We start from the raw sequence: 20,206 nt of genomic DNA, 5'->3' as shown, positions 1-20,206 counted from the left end.
TATGGCCCAACTTTTGCCTGCGCACACTTATGCGACGCACACCGAGGATCGCAGCCACATCGCCGCGCTGCTATGATGCGCGGCTTTTTCCGACCCGCAGAAAATCCCGGCGCCCCTGGCGACCTGTGCTTTGCTGTTGAGGTCGATACATTCACGGCGCCGCGCGCGCCACGGGGAGCAGACATGCTGGAAAGGCTGTTTCAACTCAAGGCACACAATACCAACGTGCGGACCGAGATCCTGGCGGGCGTCACGACGTTCCTGGCCATGGCCTACATTCTGTTCGTCAACCCGAGCATCCTCGGCGAAACCGGCATGGACAAGGGCGCGGTATTCGTCGCCACCTGTCTGGCGGCGGCCATTGGTTCCACAGTCATGGGCCTGATCGCCAACTACCCGATCGCCCTCGCGCCGGGCATGGGCCTGAACGCCTTCTTCACCTACACCGTGGTCCTGCACATGGGCCATACCTGGCAAGTGGCGCTGGGGGCGGTGTTCGTCTCCGCCGTGCTGTTCTTTCTGCTATCGATCTTCCGCATCCGGGAATGGATCATCAACAGCATCCCGCTGCCGCTGCGCTCGGCCATCGCCGCCGGTATTGGCCTGTTCCTGGCGCTGATCGCCCTGAACAACGCCGGCATCGTGGTGAAAAACCCAGCAACCATGGTCGGCCTCGGCGACCTGAAGCAACCGGCGCCGATCCTGGCAACCCTGGGCTTCGTACTGATTGTCGCTCTGGAGGCGCTTAAAGTGCGCGGCGCGGTACTGATCGGCATCCTGGCGGTCACCATCGTCTCGATCCTGATGGGCTTCACGCCCTTTGGCGGCATCATTTCCGCGCCGCCATCCCTGGCCCCGACCTTCCTGCAACTGGACATCAAGGGCGCCCTGGACATCGGCCTGGTGAGCGTGATCTTCGCGTTCCTGTTCGTCGATCTGTTCGATAACTCCGGCACCCTGATCGGCGTCGCCAAGCGCGCCGGGCTGATGGGCAAGGACGGCCACATGCCGAAAATGGGCCGTGCGCTGATTGCCGACAGCACCGCCGCCATGGCCGGTTCGCTGCTAGGCACGTCGACGACCACCAGCTACATCGAATCGGCGGCGGGCGTCAGCGCCGGCGGCCGCACCGGCCTTACGGCGATCGTGGTCGCGATCCTGTTCCTGCTGGCGCTGTTCTTCTCGCCGTTGGCCGCCAGCGTCCCGGCCTTCGCCACCGCGCCGGCCTTGCTGTTCGTCGCGGTATTGATGACCTCCGGCCTGGCGGAAATCGACTGGGACGACGTTACCGTTGCCGCTCCGGTGGTGATCACTGCCCTGGCGATGCCGTTCACCTATTCCATCGCCAACGGCATCGCCTTCGGCTTCATCGCCTGGACCGCCATCAAACTGGTGTCCGGCCGCGGCCGTGAGCTGAACCCGGCGCTGGTCATCCTTTCGATCCTGTTCGTTATCAAGTTGGGTTGGTTCAACGCATGACTTTTGATTCCCAGGCCTACGCCACCCAGCTGCAAGACAAGGTCGTGCGCCTGCGCGACCTGCTGGCTCCGTTCGATGCCCCCGAGCCCGAGGTGTTCGACTCTCCGCTACAGAACTTCCGCCTGCGAGCCGAATTCCGCCTGTGGCGCGAGGCCGGCGAACGCCATTACGCGATGTTTTCCCAGGAAGACAAGCGCACGCCGATCCTCATCGAAGCGTTCCCCATCGCCAGCCTGCGCATCAACCAATTGATGCCGCAGCTCAAGGCCGCCTGGCAAGCCAGCGCGCCGTTGAGCCACAAGCTGTTCCAGGTGGAGTTCCTGACCACCCTGGCCGGCGACGCGATGATCACCCTGTGTTACCACCGTCCGCTGGATGAACACTGGCACGTCGCAGCTTCGAAACTGGCGGCCGAGCTGGGCGTAAGCATCATCGGCCGCTCCAAGGGCAAACGCGAAGTGATCGGCCACGACTACGTGGTGGAGAAACTCGACGTGGGCGGCCGCACCTTCAGCTATCGCCAACCCGAAGGCGCCTTCACCCAGCCCAACGGCACGGTGAACCAGAAGATGCTCAACTGGGCTTATGAAGCCCTGGGCGATCGCAATGACGACCTGCTGGAGTTGTACTGCGGCAACGGCAACTTCACTTTGCCGCTGGCAACCCGTGTGCGCAAAGTGCTCGCCACTGAGATCAGCAAGACTTCGGTCAACGCCGCACTGAGCAACCTCAGCGAGAACGCGGTAGACAATGTCACGCTGGTGCGCCTGTCCGCTGAAGAGCTGACCGAAGCCCTGAACGAAGTTCGGCCGTTCCGGCGCCTGCAGGGCATCGACCTGAAAAGCTACGAATTCGGCAGCGTCTTCGTCGACCCGCCTCGCGCCGGCATGGACCCGGACACCTGCGAGCTGACCCGGCGCTTCGACAACATCCTCTACATCTCTTGCAACCCCGAAACCCTCGCCGCGAACATCGCGCAACTGAACGATACCCACCGCATCACGCGCTGCGCGTTGTTCGATCAATTCCCTTGGACCCACCACATGGAATCCGGGGTGTTGTTGACGCGGCGCTGAGTCCTCCCTTTCGGGGTGAAGGATTACCCTGTGGCGAGGGGATTTATCCCCGCTGGGCTGCGAAGCGGCCCTCTGCTCTGTCTTGTCTGGCCTCTTGCGAGTGCTGCGCACTCGAGCGGGGATAAATCCCCTCGCCACAATTGCTCTCCCTCACCTTTCGGCCGGCAATGTTCGATCATCGAACACTTATTGCCCGACAACCGCTGCTTTATTTGACCAAATTAACCATCTAGTACAATTTATCTCCACCGGCTGAAACCCGCCGAGACCAACAATAAAAATGTGGAGATTGTGCGATGCCTCCGATCGTTCTGGTGCTCAACGGCCCGAACCTGAACCTGCTCGGCACCCGCGAGCCGGCGACCTATGGCCACGAAACCCTGGCCGATATTTCCGCGCTGTGCGGCCGCGCCGCCGAGGAGTTCGGCCTGACCGTGGAATTTCGCCAGACCAACCAGGAGGGTGAATTGATTGATTGGATTCACGGCGCCCGAGGCCGGTGCAGCGGTATCGTCATCAACCCGGCGGCCTGGACCCACACCTCCGTGGCGATCCGCGATGCCCTGGTGGCGAGCGAAGTGCCGGTCATCGAAGTCCATCTTTCCAACGTCCACGCCCGCGAGACGTTTCGCCACCACTCCTTCGTCTCATCCGTCGCCATCGGCGTGATGTGCGGGTTTGGCAGCCATGGTTATCGCCTGGCCCTCGAACATTTCAGTCATCGGTTGAAGGGTTGAGCGCATGCCGAACGTCACTGTACTGGCCGGCCTGATCGGCGCGGGTATCCAGGCGTCTCGCACGCCAGCGCTGCATGAGCGCGAAGGCGATGCCCAAGGCATGCGTTACCTGTATCGACTGATCGATCTCGACGCGCTGAAACTCGACAGCAGCGCCCTGCCCGACTTGCTGATGGCCGCCGAACGCATGGATTTCACCGGCCTGAACATCACCTTTCCTTGCAAGCAGGCGGTCATACCTCTGTTGGATGACCTTTCGGCGGAAGCGCGGGGAATCGGCGCGGTGAACACCGTGGTGCTCAAGGACGGCAAGCGCATCGGCCATAACACCGACTGCCTGGGTTTCGCCGAAGGTTTTCGTCGAGGCCTGGGCGATGTCGCGCGCAACCGCGTGGTCCAGATGGGCGCTGGCGGCGCTGGCGCAGCGGTGGCCCACGCCTTATTGGTGGAGGGCGTGGAGACGCTGAGCATTTTTGATGTCGAGGTCAGCCGTGCCGAGGCATTGGCCAACAACCTGAACCAACACTTCGGCGCCGGTCGCGCCCGCGCCGGGCATGATCTTCCCGCTGCCATGGCCGAAGCCGACGGCTTGGTGAACACCACGCCCATGGGCATGGCAAAACTGCCGGGCATGCCGGTGCCGGTCGAGTTGTTGCGGGGCGACCTGTGGGTGGCGGAGATTGTGTATTTCCCGCTGGAAACCGAACTGCTGCGCAACGCCCGCGCGCTCGGCTGCCGCACACTGGACGGCGGCACCATGGCGGTGTTCCAGGCGGTGAAGGCGTTCGAACTGTTCAGCGGCGTGGCGCCGGATGCGGGGCGGATGCTGGCGCATTTTCAGAGCATGAATTCCTGAAGCTCGCGACAAACTCCCTGAGGGAACTTGTGGGAGCGAGCTTGCTCGCGATAGCGGTGGATCCGTTGATATCAACGTGACTGACATGCCGCCATCGCGAGCAAGCTCGCTCCCACATAGGCTCGCTCCCACAAGGTCTGCATAGGTTCAGGATCAGGCCTGCAAGTACCGCAACACCGACTCACACACCATCTGTCGGTGCCGCTGCTTGACCGCTTCGTCCGACAAGTCGATCTGAAAGATCTCACCAAACGTCTGGCGGTTCGACACCCGGTAGAAGCAGAACGAACTGATCAGCAAATGTACATCCAGCGGTTCCAGGCCGGCGCGGAACACCCCTTCTTCGGCGCCGCGACGCAGGATCACGCCCAGGGAGTCGAGGATGGTATTGGTCATCGCCTTGATTGCACCAGACTGTTTCACGTACTCGGCGTTGTGGATGTTTTCAATGCAGACGATACGCACGAAATCCACGTTGCGGTCGTGGTGATCGAAGGTGAATTCCACCAGGCGCCGGATCGCCTCGACTGGCGCCAGCTCTGCCAGATGCAGGCGGCTTTCGGTGGTGCGGATATCGCCATAGAGTTTCTCCAGCACCTCCACGTACAGCTGTTCCTTGCTGCCGAAGTAGTAATAGATCATGCGCTTGGAGGTGTGGATGCGCTCGGCGATAGCGTCGACCCGAGCGCCCGCCAGGCCTTGCTGGACAAACTCGACGATGGCTTCCTGGAGAATGTTCTCCCGGGTTTTCTCCGGGTTGTTCTTGCGACTCTTGCGCGGCGCGGCGACAGGTTCGTCGAGGGCTGCGGAAAGCTCTGGATTCATAGTCATTGCGGGCTCACGGCCGTCACTGCACAGGTTGGCGATTATGGGCCGCACCGGGCAGTGAAGGAAGCCAAGGCACTGCCCTTTACCGCCCTCGTTACGATTTCCCTACAACTTGGCGTGCCGCACGCCGCCACTGCGGGACTTGGCCATGGCCGCCAGGCGCACCGCGACGTTGGCGGCGCCGTACCCCGCGTAACCGTTCTTGCGCTGGATGATTTCGAAGAAGAAACGCCCTTCGAACGGCTCGGTATAGACATGAAACAGCTCGCCACCCTGGGCATCCCGGTCGTACAGCACGTTGAAGTATGCCAGCTCGCTGAGGAACTCATCGTCGAAATCGAAACGCGCCGCCAGGTCGTCGTAGTAATTGAGGGGGATGTCCAGCAACGGCACCCCGGCCTCCTTGGCACAACTGACCTGGGCAAAGATGTCATCGCAATCGAAGGCGATGTGATGCACGCCGGAACCGCGATAACTCGACAGCGCATGTGAGATTGCGGTGTTGCGGTTCTCGGAAATGTTCAACGGCAAGCGAATCGAGCTGCAGCGGCTGCGCAGCGCACGGCTTTTCACCAGGCCATACGGGTCCGGCAGTACCACTTCGTCGTCGGCCTCGAAGTCCAGCAGGCTCTTGTAGAACAGCACCCAGCTGTCGAGGCTGTCGGCCGGCAGGGCCATCGCCATGTGGTCGATGCGCTTGAGCCCGGCGCCGATGGCGGCAGCGGGCTGCAGATTGAAGTCGGTGCCGTAGACGTCGGCGTCCTGATCCACCAGGTAGATCAGGCTGCTGTCCGGCGCGCGTACCGCCGCCAGCTCCAGTTCATTGGGCCCGACGAGCCCGCGATACGGCTGGCCCTTGTAGGCCACGGCCCGTTTCAGGGCGCTGGTGCTGTCCTTGACGCGTACCGCCATGGCGCACAGCGAAGGGCCGTGGGCCTCGAAAAAACTATGGGCGAAGGAATACGGCTCGCAATTGAGGATCAGGTTGATATCGCCCTGGCGCAACAGGCTGACGTTCTTGGAGCGATGCTGGCCGGCCTTGACGAAGCCCAGGCGCTCCAGCCAATGGGCGAGCTTGGCGCCGAGATTGTCGTCCACGGCAAATTCAAGGAACTCGATGCCGTTGTATTCGCTGGCCGCAGGGGTCTCGAACAGAATTTCAGGCGTCTGCGCGGGCGCTTCCTCGGCCAGGCGCTGGCGCGTCTTCTCTTCCAGGTACAGCAGTGAACGCAACCCATCGGCTGCATTGGCCCTGGGCGGCGCGGCGCGAAAGCCGTCGTTGAAGATTTCCAGCGACAGCGGCCCGGTATAGCCGCTCTTGATGATCGGCGCGAGGAATCCCGGCAAATCGAATTCGCCCTGACCCGGGAAACAACGGAAGTGCCGGCTCCATTCCAGGACGTCCATCGCCAGGATCGGCGCATCGGCCATTTGCACGAAGAAGATTTTCTCGCCTGGAATCTCGGCGATGGCGCTGGGGTCGCCCTTGAGCGACAAGGTATGGAAACTGTCGAGCAGCACGCCCAGGTTCGGGTGATCGGCTTGGCGGACGATGTCCCAGACCTGTTGATAGGTATTGACGTGCCGGCCCCAGGCCAACGCTTCATAACCGATGCGCAAGCCTCGGGCGCCGGCCCGCTCGGCCAGCAGCCGCAGGTCATCGATCAGTATCCGTTCGTCGCCGACGCTGTCGGCCGAAGCATTGCTGCACACCAGCACCAGGTCGGTGCCCAACTCCTGCATCAAGTCGAACTTACGCTCGGCTCGCTCCAGGTTGCGCGCCAGGCGATCCCGGCGGCACCCTTCAAAATCTCGAAAGGGTTGGAACAGCGTGATGGCAATGCCCAGGTCGGCGCACATCTGCCTGATTTCCCGAGGGCTGCCGTCGTAGTAAAGGAGATCGTTCTCGAAAATCTCCACACCGTCAAAACCGGCGGCGGCAATGGCTTCGAGTTTTTCCGGCAGGGTACCGCTCAAGGAAACAGTGGCAATGGAACGCTGCATGACTTCGGCTCCCGGGACTGGCGTCGGCTACAAAAAATGCGCCGCTTTTTAAAAGAGTCGGGGGATTATTGAGCTGCCGGTTTCTTTGGGCAATTTAATATGTACCATCCGGTTAGTTTTTTGGGCGATTATCGAACACTATGCCCGATCAGCGAATTGACGATTTTTTGTCCACTGCCCACCATCGACATCACATTGTTGCCAAGCCTCAATGCAGACCCAGACCACGCCATAAGAATTTCAAGAACGGGTGACCCTATGATTCCTTCCCAAAGTTCCCGCCTGGCCCACGGCCCGGTTGTCGCCAGCGGTGGCATCGGCGACAAGATCCGTGGCGCGATGGCCGTGGGCAAGACCCGTTGGGGCATGCTCGCCCTGGTATTTTTCGCCACGACCCTGAACTACATCGACCGCGCCGCCCTCGGAGTCATGCAGCCGATCCTGGCGAAGGAGATGAGCTGGACGGCGATGGACTACGCCAATATCAATTTCTGGTTCCAGGTCGGTTACGCGGTCGGTTTCGTGCTGCAAGGGCGGTTGATCGACAAAATCGGCGTCAAGCGCGTGTTCTTCTGCGCCGTGCTGCTCTGGAGCCTGGCGACCGGCGCCCACGGCTTGGCTACCTCGGCGGTGGGCTTCATGGTCTGCCGCTTCATCCTTGGCCTGACCGAAGCCGCCAACTACCCGGCCTGCGTGAAAACCACGCGGTTGTGGTTCCCGGCGGGCGAACGCGCCGTGGCCACCGGCATCTTCAATGCCGGGACCAACGTCGGCGCGATGTTCACCCCAATGCTCCTGCCGCTGATCCTGCACGTCTGGGGTTGGCAGGCCGCGTTCCTGTGCATGGCGGCCCTGGGCGGTATCTGGCTGGTGTTCTGGGGCCTGAAATACTTCAACCCCGAAGACCACCCGAGCGTGAAGCAGTCGGAACTGGACTACATCCAGGCCCAGGAAGAACCGGACCCGGTAAGTGTTCCGTTCTCCCGCATCCTGCGCATGCGCGGCACCTGGGCATTCGCCCTGGCCTACTCGATCACCGCGCCGGTGTTCTGGTTCTACCTTTACTGGCTGCCGCCGTTCCTGAACCAGCAATACAACCTGGGCATCAACGTGACCCAGATGGGCATCCCATTGATCATCATTTACCTGACCGCCGATTTTGGCAGTGTCGGCGGGGGGATCCTGTCGTCATTCCTGATCGGCCGCGGGGTCAATCCGATCAAGGCGCGACTGATGTCCATGCTGCTGTTCGCTTGCTGCATTGTCGGGGTGATCATGGCGGCCGGCTCCAGCAGTTTGTGGGTGGCGGTACTTGCGATTTCCCTGGCCATCGGCGCGCACCAGGCCTGGACCGCGAACATCTGGAGCCTGGTCATGGACTACACGCCCAAGCACATGATGAGCACGGTGTTCGGCTTCGGCGGCATGTGCGCGGCCATCGGCGGGATGTTCATGACTCAGTTGGTGGGGCACATCCTCACCATCACTAACAACAACTACACCGTGCTGTTCACCCTGATCCCGGCGATGTACTTCATCGCGCTGGCCTGGATGTACTTCATGGCGCCGCGCAAGGTGCCTACCCTGGAAAATTGATGGGGCTATAACGCCCCGTGGCGAGGGAGCTTGCTCCCGCTCGATTGCGCAGCGATCGCAAAAAAGCGAGGGCCGCTTCGCAGCCCAGCGGCAGCAAGCTCCCTCGCCACAAACGTCAGCGCCAACCCTCAGGGGTGTGTGCAGCCCGTTATCTGCGCCGCTGTTGCCACGCCGCCGCCAACCCGCTCAAGCAGATCAGCGTAATACCCACCACCGTCGTCAGCGTCGGCGTATGGCTGAAAAACAACCAGCCCAGCAGCCCGGCAAAGATGATCTGGCAATACCCGAACGGCGCAAGCAGCGCCGGGGCGGCGAAGCGGAAAGCCTGGGTCAGCATCAAATGCGCGGTCATCCCGCACGCCCCCAGCGCCAACATCATCAAGCCGTGGGTCACGCTCGGCACCTGCCAGAAGAACGGCACCAAGGCGCTCATCACTAGCGTATTGCACAGTCCGGCGAAAAAATTGCTGGTGGTGGGGCTGTCTATCTCGGCGAGTTTGCGCGTGAGCAGTTGATAGAAGCAGAAGAACAGCGCCGAACAGAACGGCAACAACACCGCCGGCGTGAACAAATCGCCACCGGGGTGAACAATGATCAACACCCCGATGAAACCGAAGATCACCGCGATCCACTGACCACGTGTCACATGCTCGCCCAGCAGCGGTACCGACAATGCCGTGACCAGCACGGGGGCGAGGAAGTTGACCGCCGTCGCCTCCGCCAATGGGATGAACATCAGCGAGGTGGTAAAAAACAAACTGGTGCCTAACAGGCATAAAGCCCGGGCAACCTGCCACAACGGGCGCTTGGTACGCAGCACCCGCAACCCCGAACGTGGCAGGAAAATACCCGCCATCAACAAGGTGTGCACCACGTAACGGGCCCATACCACCATGATGATGGGATAGAAACCCGAGAGATATTTGGACAACGCATCGTGACTGGAGAACAAAAACGTTGCGACCAGAATAAGCACGATGCCCTTGAAAGCCTGATTGACGCCGGAGAGCGGAGTGCTGATGGTCATGAAGGAAACCTGCATTGCTTGATATTGAGGCCGGACGCACAGTGCAGTTATTGGGCCAGCGAGGGTTCCGATAAGTTCTGGATCCCAAGTGTAATGAAAAATCCACAGCCGGACAGGATCGGCTCGCCGATGAACCAAAATCCCCGGCGGTTGCCTGACTGCTCAAGCGCGACGCGCGCCTTGAACGCCTGAAGGCTAGACTCATCGCCACGGCAGTCATTTCTTCGCAGGGCCATTCAGAGGATTTCCCACATGTTATGGAAAAAAGGTCGCCGCAGTGACAACGTGGTGGATGCCCGGGGTGACGGTGGGGGCGGCGGCGGGATGCGTTTCGGCGGTGGCAAGGGGCTGAGCCTGACGGCCATCATCCTCATCGTCGGCATCGGCTGGATCACCGGCCAGGACCCGATGCAGATTCTCGGACAACTCACCGGGCAGATGGAACAAGGTTCCGCGCCCACCTCTTCGCAATCCCGCCAGGCGCCACCGGCCAACGATGAGCAGGCGGAATTCGTGCGCTCGATTTTGGGTGATACCGAGGACACATGGGGCCAGGTCTTCCAGCAGGCCGGGCGCCAGTACCAGCAACCGAAGCTGGTGTTGTTCAGCGGTCGGGTCAATTCTGCATGCGGCCTGGCATCCTCGGCCACCGGACCGTTCTATTGCCCGGCAGACCGACAGGTCTACCTGGACATGAGCTTCTTCCATGAAATGTCCCAGCGTTTCTCCGCCGCCGGGGACTTCGCCCAAGCCTACGTCATCGCCCACGAGGTCGGCCACCACGTGCAGACCCTGCTCGGCGTGTCGGCGAAAATCCAGGAGGCGCGCCAGCAAGGCCGGCAAATGGAAGGCGACGGCGGTTTGCTGGTGCGCCAGGAATTGCAGGCCGATTGCCTGGCCGGCGTCTGGGCCAATCACGCGCAGAAACGCCTCAACTGGCTTGAGCCAGGGGACATCGAGGAAGCTTTGACCGCCGCCAATGCCATCGGCGACGACCGCCTCCAGCAGCAAGGCCAGGGCCGCGTTGTGCCGGACTCCTTCACCCACGGCACTTCGGCCCAGCGGGTGCGCTGGTTCAAGACCGGTTTCGCCCAGGGCCAGGTCAGCCAGTGCGACACCTTCGCAGCGAAAAACCTGTAGATGAAGTGGGCGGCGTTGATCGGGCTGGTGCTCTGTTGCGCCGTTGCCCAGGCCGAGGAACACGGCGTCCAGGCGGTCGCCCAGGGGCGCCTGCTGCTCAAGGGCGGGATCATGGCCGTTGCCGTGAGCCCGCCGCCGGCTTCGATCGAGCGGGTGTTGATCATCCTTCACGGTCGGCTGCGCAATGCCGACACTTACCTTCACAGCGGTGAAAAGGCCGCCGCGCAGGCCGGTCAATCGACCACGACGTTGATCATCGCCCCGCAGTTTCTCAACGAACTGGATGCGGCACGTCATCAGTTGCCCGCCGACCTTCTGCGCTGGCAAGGCAACGACTGGATGGCGGGCGGCTTGTCCATCGGACCGAATCCGGTCAGTTCATTTCAAGTGCTGGACGACATCGTGGCGCGGGTCAGCGACCGACAGCAGTTTCCAGAAGTGAAGGAAATCGTCATCGCCGGCCATTCCGGTGGCGCCCAGGTGGTGCAGCGCTACGCCCTGCTCGCCCACGGCACGTATCGCATCGCACCTCGGTTCGTCATCGCCAATCCATCGTCGTATGCCTATCTTGACGCGCAACGGCCCATGGCGTTCGACCCGGCTAGTTGCCCGGCTTTCAATCGCTGGAAATATGGCTTGGAGTACCTGCCCGCCTATGCGTCCGGACAAACCGCCACGCAGCTCGAAGATCAATACATCAAGCGCGACATCACTTATTTGCTGGGACAACGGGACATCGACCCGGAGCATCCGGCGCTGGACAAAGGCTGCGAGGCTCAGACCCAAGGGGCGTATCGCTTACTGCGCGGGCATTTCTTTTTCGACTACCTGACGCGGCGCCATCCGCAAGGACTCAACCAGCGGCTGATCGAAGTGCCAGGGGTTGGGCATGATGGGGATGGGATGTTCAACTCGCCGGAGGGGCTACAAGTATTGTTTGGGCAGTAAGTCTTGTGGCGGCGTATCGGGCCTCATCGCGAGCAAGCTCGCTCCCACAGTGGGCCTGGTGCAGACACAAATCTTGCGCTCGACGGAAATCTCCTTGTGGGAGCGAGCTTGCTCGCGATGACGATCAATCAGCCAACCGACCTCTCAAGCCGACAACATCCGCCGCAACTCCTCGCAATCCCGCGCATGCCAGTCCGTCAATTCAGGCCAGGGATTGTCCGGCAGGTTCACCAACACCGTCCGCGCCCCCGCTGCACGGCCGCAGTCCAGGTCAAAGCGGTAATCCCCCACCATCACCATCGAGCCGGGCGCCACTTCCCACGCCTCGGCCAGTTTCAACAGGCCACCGGGGTGCGGTTTGGGCGGTGCCTCGTCGCGGCCCAGCACGTCTTGCACCGCAAAACAGTCAGCCAGGCCGATGGCTTCGAGGGTGATATGCGCCAGCTCGCGGGCATTGCGGGTCAGGATGCCCAGGCGGTACCCACGCCCGGCCAGCTCACGCACCAATTCGACCGCCCCCGGCGCGGGCTTGGAGCCCAGCGCCAGGTCCCGCTCGTGCTCCAGCAACCAGGCGTGCTTGGCGGCGGCTTCTTCCGCGGGCAATGCCGCCAGGTGCGTAAGGATGTCGTCTTCGGCCGGAATCGCCAGGGCGACGCGGATCGCGGCGAAATCATGCACGGCAATGGTCAGCGTGCCATCCATGTCGAACACCCAATGGCGCACATCGGACAGGCTCATGCCCAGTCCTTGCGATGGCGGATGAGGCCTTCCTGGGTCACCGATGCCACCAACTGCCCGGCGCGGTTGAACACGCTGCCTCGGGAGAATCCACGGGAATTTCCGGCCCACGGGCTGTCCATGGCATAGAGTAACCAGTCATCGGCGCGCAGGTCGGCATGGAACCACAACGCGTGGTCAAGACTGGCGACCTGCATATCCTTGTGCCACACCGACTTGCCGTGGGGCAGCAGCGAGGTGGTCAACAGGCCGAAATCCGACGCGTAGGCCAGCAGGTATTTGTGCAGGGCCGGGATGTCCGCCAAGGCGCCATCGGCACGGAACCACACGTATTTGACCGGATCGGCCGGTTGCGGGTTGTAAGGGTCTTTTTCGGTGACCGGACGCACCTCGATCGGCTTGGGGCAAAGCAGTTTTTCGCGCATGTGCTCGGGCAGCAGATGGGCGCGCTGCTGGGTCAGCTCCAGCTCGGACGGCAGGTTCTCCGGCCCGACGACTTGCGGCATGGTGCTCTGGTGCTCGAAACCCTGCTCGTCATATTGGAACGATGCGCTGCAGGTGAAGATCGGATTGCCCTTTTGAATCGCCGTGACCCGCCGGGTACTGAAACTGCCGCCGTCCCGTACGCGGTCTACCTGATAGACCACCGGCAGGGCCGCATCGCCCGGACGCAGAAAATAACCATGCATCGAATGCACGTGGCGCGCCTCTTCCACGGTCTGGCTGGCCGCCGACAACGACTGGCCCAATACCTGGCCGCCGAACAACTGGCGAAACCCCAGGTCCTGGCTACGACCGCGAAACAGGTTCTCTTCGATCGGTTCCAGGGTCAGCAGGTCGACCAGATCTTCCAACACGTGGCTCATTCAGACTTTCCTCACACAGCGCAAAAACCGCGCAGTCTACGCTGCGGCGGCGGATCGATAGTGGCCCGGGCCATTTTGGTGGGCATTGTAACGTCCGTGTCGGCTAACCGTGCAGAGTCTGCAACCACTGCTCCCGGTCAATGCGATAGAGCACATGGTGACGCAATGGATGACCGACCGCGAGCTTTGGATGTTCGAAGTCATCGGCCGGGTCGTGGTGCATGCCGATGGCCTGCATGACCTTCTGCGACGGCAGGTTGTCGGTGGCGGTAAACGCCACCACCTCGTCCAGCCCCAGGCGGTCGAAGGCGCAACGCAACGCCGTCCACGCCGCTTCGCTGGCATAGCCGAACCCCCAATGCTCGCGGGCCAGGCGCCAGCCGATTTCCACCGCCGGGGTAAAATGCGCGTCGAATCCGACCACGCCCAGCCCGGTAAAGCCAATGAAAGCGCCAGTATCCTTGCGCTCCAACGCCCACAAACCAAAACCATGCTCTGCAAAATGCCCGCGCACGCGGCCGATCAACGCAGCGCTTTCCAGGCGACTCAAGGGTGCCGGAAAATAACGCATCACTTGCGCATCGGCAGACATGGCCGCGAACGTGGGCAAATCATCGTCGCGCCATTGCCGCAGTATCAACCGTGCGCTTTCCAGTTCCAGTATCGGCTCCATCTTCACTCCCTTTCCATGCCCCAGAGTCTACATCGCTGGTAGGATCCGTGGCTCAACCACCACTGAAAACACCATGCCGCTACCGTTGATCTACCACGAAGACTACAGCCCCGAGTTCCCAGCGGAACACCGCTTCCCCATGGACAAGTTCCGCCTGCTGCGCGATCACCTGGTGGAGAGCGGCCTGGCCCGGGACACAGACCTGCTGCGTCCCGCCCTGTGCCCGCCGGAGATTCTCGCCCTGGCCCATGATCGCGCTTATATCGAACGCTACATGGGCGGCGAGTTGTCCCGCGAAGACCAACGGCGACTTGGCCTGCCCTGGAGCGAAGCCCTGGCGCGGCGAACGGTGCGCGCCGTGGGTGGCTCGCTCCTGGCCGCCGAAAAGGCGCTTGAACACGGACTGGCCTGTCATCTGGCCGGCGGCACCCATCACGCCCACTACGACCACCCGGCCGGCTTTTGCATTTTCAATGACCTGGCCGTGATCAGCCGCTACTTCCTGGCCAGCGGCCGGGTTTCGCGAGTGTTGATTTTCGACTGCGACGTGCACCAGGGTGACGGTACGGCTCGAATACTCCATGACACTCCAGACGCCGTGACAGTTTCCCTGCACTGTGAAAAGAATTTTCCCGCACGCAAGGCGCAGAGTGACTGGGACATTCCACTGCCGATGGGCATGGAAGACGCTGCGTACCTTAAAGTCGTGGACGATGCGCTCAATTATCTGCTGCCGCTCTACCAGCCGGACCTGGTGCTGTACGACGCCGGCGTCGACGTACACAAGGATGACGCCCTCGGTTACCTGAAACTTACCGACGCAGGCCTCGCCGCCCGGGACGAAAGCGTCATGCGCCATTGCCTGGGGCGGGACATTCCGGTAGTGGGCGTCATCGGCGGGGGCTACAGCAAGGACCGCAAGGCCCTGGCCCGGCGCCACGGAATCCTGCACCACAGCGCACAAAAGGTCTGGGCGTCATCAGGCTGTCACTGAAATCTGGGCGCTTTACCCACAATGCCTGTGGAGCGGCCTGTGGATAACCTGAGCGAAACGGCTTACAGCCTATGGCGCGTATAGCTTGCGCAGATGTGGTTGTTTTTTGAACACGTATTCAGAAGGCACCCCATGCAAATGTGGGAGCGAGCCTGCTCGCGATAGGGGCATGTCAGTCGACATGATGTTACTGATCCGCCGCTATCGCGAGCAGGCTCGCTCCCACAGGAGTTTGTACTGATAGAATGCCGCGCTATTCCTCGTTTCCGCAGTTCACACCATGACCTCGACCACCCAGCCCTCCTCCCCACACATCGCCATCATCGGCGGCGGCCCCGCCGGCTTGATGGCAGCCGAGGTGTTGAGCCAGGCCGGTGTCCAGGTCGACCTGTACGACAGCATGCCGTCGGTGGGCAGGAAATTTCTATTGGCGGGCGTGGGCGGCATGAACATCACCCACTCCGAAGCGTTCCCGGCGTTCCTGTCCCGCTACGGCGAACGCTCGCCAAATATCGCCCCGCTGCTGCGGGCATTCGGCGCGGATGAGTTGTGCCAATGGATACAGGGCCTGGGCATCGACACGTTTGTGGGCAGCTCGGGGCGCGTCTTTCCGACCGACATGAAAGCCGCCCCACTGCTGCGCGCCTGGCTCAAGCGCCTGCGGGACGCCGGGGTGGTGATCCACACCCGCCACCGCTGGCATGGCTGGAGCCCCGACGGCGGCTTGCGCATCGCCAGCCCGGACGGTGAAAAAACCTTGTTCCCCGACGCAACGCTGTTGGCGCTGGGCGGCGGCAGTTGGTCGCGCCTGGGTTCCGATGGCGCCTGGATGCTGTCGCTGGAACAGCGCGGCGTGGCGTTGGCACCCTTGCAACCGAGCAATTGCGGATTCGACGTGGCCGCCTGGAGCGACTTCATGATCGGCAAGTTCGCCGGTGCCCCGCTCAAGAACATCGCCATCGGCCTCGACGACGATGTGCCACGCCTGGGCGAATGCGTAATCACCGCCACCGGCCTCGAAGGCAGCTTGATCTATGCCCTGTCGGCAGCGATTCGCGAGGCCATCAACCAGCACGGCAGCGCGACCATTCATCTGGACCTGTTGCCAGGCCGGCCTGTGGATAAAATCCTCCAGGCCTTGAACAAACCACGCGGGTCACGCTCGATGGCCAAGCACTTGCACAGTCAATTGGGGCTCGACGGGGTCAAGGCAGCGCTGTTGCGCGAGCTGACGTCCGCCGATTGCTTCGCCGACATGACGCGGCTGGCGAAAGCGATCAAGGCCTTGCCGGTCACGCTGGTGAAAACCCGTCCACTGGACGAAGCCATCAGCAGCGCCGGCGGCGTGACCTTCGAAGCGCTGGACGAACGGCTGATGCTCAAGCAATTACCCGGCGTTTTCTGCGCGGGGGAAATGCTCGACTGGGAAGCGCCGACCGGCGGCTATTTGCTCACGGCGTGCTTTGCCAGTGGCCGGGCGGCGGGGTCGGGGATGCTGGAGTGGTTACAGCGCCTGGATTGAAAACCTGGGCGCCGGCCATCGCGAGCAAGCTCGCTCCCACAGAAGATCTGTGGTGCATACAGGATCTGTGAACACCTGAGCACCACTGTGGGAGCGAGCTTGCTCGCGATAGCGGTATATCAGGCGCAGCAATATCAAGGCTTACGCTTACGCGGCCCAGTGTTGAAGACCGGCACTTTGCGCACAGGCTTGACCGAAGGTTCCACAGGCGCAGCGTCGCCACTGTCCACCCACTTGCCCAGATTGCGCTTGCCGCCGCCACCGGAGGTCTTTGGTTTCTTCGGCTTCTTCGGTTTTTTGATGACCTGGCCGCTGGAATCGGTCTCCGGCACGCGGTGTTCAGGCTCGAAATCCTGTTCCATCTGGCGCGGCAATGTCTGACGGGTCAGGGTCTCGATGGCCGACAGCAGGTTCACTTCATCGGCGCAGACCAGGGAAATCGCCTGGCCCGTAGCACCTGCCCGGCCCGTACGGCCGATGCGGTGGATGTAGTCCTCGGCCACGATTGGCAGGTCAAAGTTCACCACCAACGGCAAGTCCTCAATGTCCAAGCCACGGGCGGCGACGTCGGTGGCTACCAGTATCTGCACTTCGCTGGCCTTGAAGCGATCCAGCGCGCGCTGGCGGGTCGCCTGGGGTTTGTCACCGTGGATGCCGTCGGCATTCACACCGAGGCCCTGGAGTTTTTCCACCAGCGCATCGACGCCGTTGCGGGTCTTGGCGAACACCAGCACCTGCTTCCACTTGTGCTTGCGCATCAGGTGAATGAACAGTTCCGGCTTGCGCTTCTTGTCCACCGTCACCACCCATTGCTTGACGGTATTGGCAGCCACGTTGCGCGGGCTCACTTCGATGCTCAGCGGGTCGTTGAGCATCTGCCCGGCCAACAGGCGGATCGCATCGGAGAAGGTCGCCGAGAACAGCAGCGTCTGGCGCTTCTTCGGCAATGCCTTGTAGATGTTCGCCAGCTCTTCGGAGAAACCCAGGTCGAGCATGCGGTCGGCTTCGTCCAGCACCAGCGTTTGCAATTGGTTGAACTTCAGCGCGTTCTGGCGGAACAGATCGAGCAAGCGGCCCGGCGTGGCCACCAGCAAGTCGACACCTTTGCGCAACTTCATCATCTGCGGGTTGATGCTGACACCGCCATATACGGCGTAGGTGCTCAAAGGCAAGTGCTGCGCATATTGGCGCACGCTTTCGTGGACCTGCTCGGCCAGCTCGCGGGTCGGCACCAAAATCAGCGCACGCACCGAGTTGGCGGCGACTTTCGGCCCTTCGGTGGTCAGCAACTGCAACAGCGGCACGGCGAAACCGGCGGTCTTGCCGGTGCCGGTCTGGGCCGCGGCCATCAGGTCGCGCCCGGCGAGCACGGCCGGCATGGCTTGGGCCTGGACCGGGGTCGGAGTCTGGTAGCCGAGCGTCTCGAGGGCGCGCAGCAGGGGTTCGATCAGGCCAAGGGTGGCGAAAGTCATGGAGGTACCGTAGGAAAAATCAGCGCAGGGTGTGCAATGCGCGGCAGTTTACCCTAAATCAGGATTCGGCCGGTGCGGGCTTGGGCTTGCGCCACTGGGGCAAACCGATCAGCACCACGGCGCTGATGATTACCAGCATCGCCAAGGCTTCCTCGATACCAATGGTTTCACCGGCGAAGACGATCCCCAGCAACACCGCCACCGCCGGGTTGACGTAGGCATAGCTGGTGGCCGCGGCCGGGCGCACATGCTTGAGCAGATACATGTAGGCGTTGAAGGCAATGATCGAACCGAAACCGATCAGGTAGACCAGCGCGAACCAGCCTTCCAGCGGCGGCATGTGGTCCAGACGTTCGCCGCTGGCAAAGCTGCCGATCAATAGCACCACGCCGGCCACCAGCATCTCCACGGCGCTGGCCATCGCTCCCGCCGGCAACGGCAGATGTTTGCTCAGTACCGAACCGAAGGCCCAGGAAGCCGCCGCGAACACCAGCAAGGCCGCCCCCAACGGGCTCGATTGCAGGTTGGAGCCCAGGTTGAGCATGGCGATGCCGATCAATCCCAACACAATACCGGCCCATTCGAGACGGGTATTACGCGCGCCCCAGAAATATCCACAGAGCAAGGTAAACAAAGGCACCGTCGCCACGGCCAACGCCGCCACCCCCGACGCCACGCCCATGTGCTCGGCGATGCTCACCGCACCATTGCCGAACGTCAGCAACAGCACGCCAATGAGCGCCCCGGCCTTCCATTGCGCCCAGGTCGGTGCCGGCGCCCCGCGCCAGCGCAGGAAGCCGTACATCAGCGATCCGGCGATCACGAAGCGAATCCCGGCCAGCAGCAACGGCGGCCAATGCTCGACGCCAATGCGAATCACCAGGTAGGTCGAACCCCAGATAACGTACAAGGCAAAAAAAGCAGCGATCAGAGGCAAGGGGAAACGGCGTGGGCCAGGCATGTTCAGCTCGAAGTCAGGACGATGAAACCTGTCATTCTAGAAAGGCGATCGACAGAAATTAAGCTACAAAATCTGTTTATCCGAGCCATACACTTTTCAAGACACGACAGATCTCAGATCAACACAACCCACCCTGTGGGAAGGTTTCGCGGTGTATTCAGAACCCGCGATGGCGTTTGAGGTGTTCGTTGATCTTCGCCGCCGGCACTTTTTGCAAGCTGCACAGCAAGTCATGGGACAACGCCCGCAGCCCATGCTTTTCTCGCAGTTCCGAGGCCAGGTGCGCGGTGAGGTTGGCGGCCATTTCGGCGTCGGCCATGGCGCGGTGAGCCTGGCCGGTGTGGGGCAAGCCGGCGAAAGTGTTGAGGGTGCCAAGCTTGTGGTTCGGCGCCGCTGGCATCAAGCGCCGGGCCAGCAACAGCGAGCAGGCAAAGTTCTGCAAGCGGGTGCGCTTGATGCGTCCCAATTCGAAATCCCAGAACTTCTGGTCGAACGCGGCGTTGTGGGCCAGCAGCGGCGTGATGCCGACGAATTCGTTGACCTCGTTCATCACTTTTTCCGCCGGGGGTGCGCTGCGCAACATGGCGTTGCTGATGCCGGTGAGCTGTTCAATGAAGGCCGGGACGTGAACGCCCGCGTTCATCAGGCTCTGATAACGGTCGACGATCCGGCCCCGTTCAAGGATCACCACGGCGATTTCGGTGGCCCGGCAGCTGCTGCTCGGGGTGATGCCGGTGGTTTCAAAGTCGATGACTGCGATGCGTTCCAAACCTGTGGGGCTCCTTGAAGATCAGTTCTTGAGCAGCAGCGCGCCTTCAATGGGCACGTAGCGGCTGGCGGCGCGGATCAGCGAGTTGGCGGTCAGCCCTGGTACACCGTAGGCCACCGCCTGCACGCCATGCTTGCTGATGATGCGTTCGAGCAGCATGTCGAAATCGCCGTCGCCGGAGGCCAGCACCACCTCATCGACGTGATCGGCGGCGTCCATGATGTCCAGCGTGATGCCCACGTCCCAGTCGCCCTTGGCCGAGCCGTCGCTGCGCTGGATATAGGGCTTGAGCTTCACGGTGAAACCCAGGTTGCGCAGGATCTGCTGGAATTGTTGTTGCTTGCTGTCGCCGCGATCGATCGCATAGGCATAGGCCTCGACGATCTGACCCTGTTTGCTGACATCAGCCCACAACGCCGCATAGTTGAAATGGCAGCCGTAGGCTTGGCGCACGGTGTAATAGAGGTTCTGGACATCGGCGAACACTGCGATTTTTTTCACCGCGTTTCCTCATGAGTGC

19 protein-coding genes are annotated in these 20,206 nt (G+C 61.9%); 9 read left to right on the top strand and 10 right to left on the bottom strand.

The features are described from left to right. Positions 1-183 precede the first annotated feature (183 nt). The 4 genes from DOCECA_RS00210 to DOCECA_RS00195 all read left to right on the top strand — a co-directional run bounded on the left by DOCECA_RS00210 (position 184) and on the right by DOCECA_RS00195 (position 4,148). The gene (locus DOCECA_RS00210; RefSeq protein WP_420767288.1) at positions 184-1,479 is read left to right on the top strand and encodes an NCS2 family permease; all 1,296 of its coding nucleotides are present in this window, start codon (positions 184-186) and stop codon (positions 1,477-1,479) included. Beyond that, positions 1,476-2,555, top strand: coding sequence for a tRNA (uridine(54)-C5)-methyltransferase TrmA (gene trmA / locus DOCECA_RS00205; RefSeq protein ID WP_434649964.1), 1,080 nt, complete (start codon positions 1,476-1,478; stop codon positions 2,553-2,555). Before DOCECA_RS00210 ends, trmA begins: the two co-directional genes overlap by 4 nt. Positions 2,556-2,851: 296 nt before the next feature. Beyond that, entirely contained in the window at positions 2,852-3,292 is a 441-nt protein-coding gene (aroQ, locus tag DOCECA_RS00200; RefSeq protein WP_434649962.1) for a type II 3-dehydroquinate dehydratase, read from the top strand. A gap of 4 nt (positions 3,293-3,296) precedes the next feature. Then, complete coding sequence (locus DOCECA_RS00195) at positions 3,297-4,148, top strand: shikimate dehydrogenase (RefSeq protein WP_445571291.1); 852 nt, start codon at positions 3,297-3,299, stop codon at positions 4,146-4,148. 153 nt (positions 4,149-4,301) lie between these two features. Here DOCECA_RS00195 and DOCECA_RS00190 read toward each other — a convergent pair whose 3' ends face one another. Both DOCECA_RS00190 and quiC read right to left on the bottom strand, forming a co-directional pair. Next, positions 4,302-4,979: a TetR/AcrR family transcriptional regulator gene (locus DOCECA_RS00190; RefSeq protein WP_420767292.1), complete on the bottom strand. Its 678-nt coding sequence runs from the start codon at positions 4,977-4,979 to the stop codon at positions 4,302-4,304. A gap of 102 nt (positions 4,980-5,081) precedes the next feature. Next, positions 5,082-6,980, bottom strand: coding sequence for a 3-dehydroshikimate dehydratase QuiC (quiC, locus tag DOCECA_RS00185; RefSeq protein ID WP_434609449.1), 1,899 nt, complete (start codon positions 6,978-6,980; stop codon positions 5,082-5,084). A gap of 258 nt (positions 6,981-7,238) precedes the next feature. On the opposite strand from quiC, the gene DOCECA_RS00180 reads away from it, so the two are divergent. After that, positions 7,239-8,576 (top strand): MFS transporter, encoded by a 1,338-nt coding sequence (locus DOCECA_RS00180; protein WP_434609446.1) that lies wholly within the window; start codon positions 7,239-7,241, stop codon positions 8,574-8,576. Positions 8,577-8,724: 148 nt separating this feature from the next. Here DOCECA_RS00180 and DOCECA_RS00175 read toward each other — a convergent pair whose 3' ends face one another. Continuing rightward, positions 8,725-9,603, bottom strand: a complete 879-nt coding sequence (locus DOCECA_RS00175; protein ID WP_249873253.1) for a DMT family transporter — start codon at positions 9,601-9,603, stop codon at positions 8,725-8,727. Between the two features lie 252 nt (positions 9,604-9,855). On the opposite strand from DOCECA_RS00175, the gene ypfJ reads away from it, so the two are divergent. Next, the gene (ypfJ, locus tag DOCECA_RS00170) at positions 9,856-10,743 is read left to right on the top strand and encodes a KPN_02809 family neutral zinc metallopeptidase (RefSeq protein WP_420767295.1); all 888 of its coding nucleotides are present in this window, start codon (positions 9,856-9,858) and stop codon (positions 10,741-10,743) included. Further along, entirely contained in the window at positions 10,744-11,691 is a 948-nt protein-coding gene (locus DOCECA_RS00165; protein WP_445571290.1) for an alpha/beta hydrolase, read from the top strand. Between the two features lie 144 nt (positions 11,692-11,835). On the opposite strand, the gene DOCECA_RS00160 is transcribed toward DOCECA_RS00165, so the two are convergent. The 3 genes from DOCECA_RS00160 to DOCECA_RS00150 all read right to left on the bottom strand — a co-directional run bounded on the left by DOCECA_RS00160 (position 11,836) and on the right by DOCECA_RS00150 (position 13,968). Then, positions 11,836-12,429: an HAD family hydrolase gene (locus tag DOCECA_RS00160; RefSeq protein ID WP_420767297.1), complete on the bottom strand. Its 594-nt coding sequence runs from the start codon at positions 12,427-12,429 to the stop codon at positions 11,836-11,838. Beyond that, entirely contained in the window at positions 12,426-13,295 is an 870-nt protein-coding gene (gene tesB / locus DOCECA_RS00155; RefSeq protein ID WP_181289449.1) for an acyl-CoA thioesterase II, read from the bottom strand. Before tesB ends, DOCECA_RS00160 begins: the two co-directional genes overlap by 4 nt. A gap of 103 nt (positions 13,296-13,398) precedes the next feature. Beyond that, positions 13,399-13,968, bottom strand: coding sequence for a GNAT family N-acetyltransferase (locus DOCECA_RS00150; RefSeq protein ID WP_434609436.1), 570 nt, complete (start codon positions 13,966-13,968; stop codon positions 13,399-13,401). 73 nt (positions 13,969-14,041) lie between these two features. Between DOCECA_RS00150 and DOCECA_RS00145 the strand changes: the two genes are divergently transcribed. After that, a complete protein-coding gene (locus DOCECA_RS00145) occupies positions 14,042-14,962 on the top strand; it encodes a histone deacetylase family protein (protein WP_434649957.1) in 921 nt (306 codons plus the stop codon). Between the two features lie 280 nt (positions 14,963-15,242). Beyond that, positions 15,243-16,484 carry a TIGR03862 family flavoprotein gene (locus tag DOCECA_RS00140; RefSeq protein WP_445571289.1) on the top strand — a complete coding sequence of 414 codons (1,242 nt, stop codon included), beginning with the start codon at positions 15,243-15,245 and terminating at the stop codon, positions 16,482-16,484. Between the two features lie 134 nt (positions 16,485-16,618). Here DOCECA_RS00140 and DOCECA_RS00135 read toward each other — a convergent pair whose 3' ends face one another. From DOCECA_RS00135 to DOCECA_RS00120, 4 genes are all read right to left on the bottom strand, one after another. Further along, positions 16,619-17,956, bottom strand: coding sequence for a DEAD/DEAH box helicase (locus tag DOCECA_RS00135; RefSeq protein WP_434701235.1), 1,338 nt, complete (start codon positions 17,954-17,956; stop codon positions 16,619-16,621). A gap of 58 nt (positions 17,957-18,014) precedes the next feature. Further along, complete coding sequence (gene yedA / locus DOCECA_RS00130) at positions 18,015-18,917, bottom strand: drug/metabolite exporter YedA (RefSeq protein WP_420767303.1); 903 nt, start codon at positions 18,915-18,917, stop codon at positions 18,015-18,017. A 157-nt stretch (positions 18,918-19,074) separates the two neighbouring features. Continuing rightward, on the bottom strand, positions 19,075-19,686 hold the full coding sequence (locus DOCECA_RS00125; protein ID WP_445571288.1) for a 3'-5' exonuclease: 612 nt from the start codon (positions 19,684-19,686) through the stop codon (positions 19,075-19,077). Positions 19,687-19,707: 21 nt separating this feature from the next. Next, positions 19,708-20,187, bottom strand: a complete 480-nt coding sequence (locus tag DOCECA_RS00120) for a LabA-like NYN domain-containing protein (RefSeq protein WP_030140338.1) — start codon at positions 20,185-20,187, stop codon at positions 19,708-19,710. Between the last annotated feature and the right edge of the window lie 19 nt (positions 20,188-20,206).

The organism is Pseudomonas sp. E102 (assembly GCF_052660185.1).
The sequence above is the reverse complement of the archived record's forward strand: the minus strand, read 5'-3'. Positions and strand labels throughout refer to the sequence as shown.

Bases quoted from the DNA above. Each gene is read 5' to 3' on its own strand.
- DOCECA_RS00160 (WP_420767297.1), bottom strand. From the start codon at position 12,429: ATGAGCCTGTCCGATGTGCGCCATTGGGTGTTCGACATGGATGGCACG.
- DOCECA_RS00135 (WP_434701235.1), bottom strand. From the start codon at position 17,956: ATGACTTTCGCCACCCTTGGCCTGATCGAACCCCTGCTGCGCGCCCTC.
- DOCECA_RS00140 (WP_445571289.1), top strand. From the start codon at position 15,243: ATGACCTCGACCACCCAGCCCTCCTCCCCACACATCGCCATCATCGGC.
- DOCECA_RS00145 (WP_434649957.1), top strand. From the start codon at position 14,042: ATGCCGCTACCGTTGATCTACCACGAAGACTACAGCCCCGAGTTCCCA.
- DOCECA_RS00165 (WP_445571290.1), top strand. From the start codon at position 10,744: ATGAAGTGGGCGGCGTTGATCGGGCTGGTGCTCTGTTGCGCCGTTGCC.
- tesB (WP_181289449.1), bottom strand. From the start codon at position 13,295: ATGAGCCACGTGTTGGAAGATCTGGTCGACCTGCTGACCCTGGAACCG.
- DOCECA_RS00190 (WP_420767292.1), bottom strand. From the start codon at position 4,979: ATGACTATGAATCCAGAGCTTTCCGCAGCCCTCGACGAACCTGTCGCC.
- DOCECA_RS00195 (WP_445571291.1), top strand. From the start codon at position 3,297: ATGCCGAACGTCACTGTACTGGCCGGCCTGATCGGCGCGGGTATCCAG.
- DOCECA_RS00180 (WP_434609446.1), top strand. From the start codon at position 7,239: ATGATTCCTTCCCAAAGTTCCCGCCTGGCCCACGGCCCGGTTGTCGCC.
- ypfJ (WP_420767295.1), top strand. From the start codon at position 9,856: ATGTTATGGAAAAAAGGTCGCCGCAGTGACAACGTGGTGGATGCCCGG.
- DOCECA_RS00175 (WP_249873253.1), bottom strand. From the start codon at position 9,603: ATGACCATCAGCACTCCGCTCTCCGGCGTCAATCAGGCTTTCAAGGGC.
- DOCECA_RS00210 (WP_420767288.1), top strand. From the start codon at position 184: ATGCTGGAAAGGCTGTTTCAACTCAAGGCACACAATACCAACGTGCGG.
- trmA (WP_434649964.1), top strand. From the start codon at position 1,476: ATGACTTTTGATTCCCAGGCCTACGCCACCCAGCTGCAAGACAAGGTC.
- DOCECA_RS00150 (WP_434609436.1), bottom strand. From the start codon at position 13,968: ATGGAGCCGATACTGGAACTGGAAAGCGCACGGTTGATACTGCGGCAA.
- quiC (WP_434609449.1), bottom strand. From the start codon at position 6,980: ATGCAGCGTTCCATTGCCACTGTTTCCTTGAGCGGTACCCTGCCGGAA.
- aroQ (WP_434649962.1), top strand. From the start codon at position 2,852: ATGCCTCCGATCGTTCTGGTGCTCAACGGCCCGAACCTGAACCTGCTC.
- yedA (WP_420767303.1), bottom strand. From the start codon at position 18,917: ATGCCTGGCCCACGCCGTTTCCCCTTGCCTCTGATCGCTGCTTTTTTT.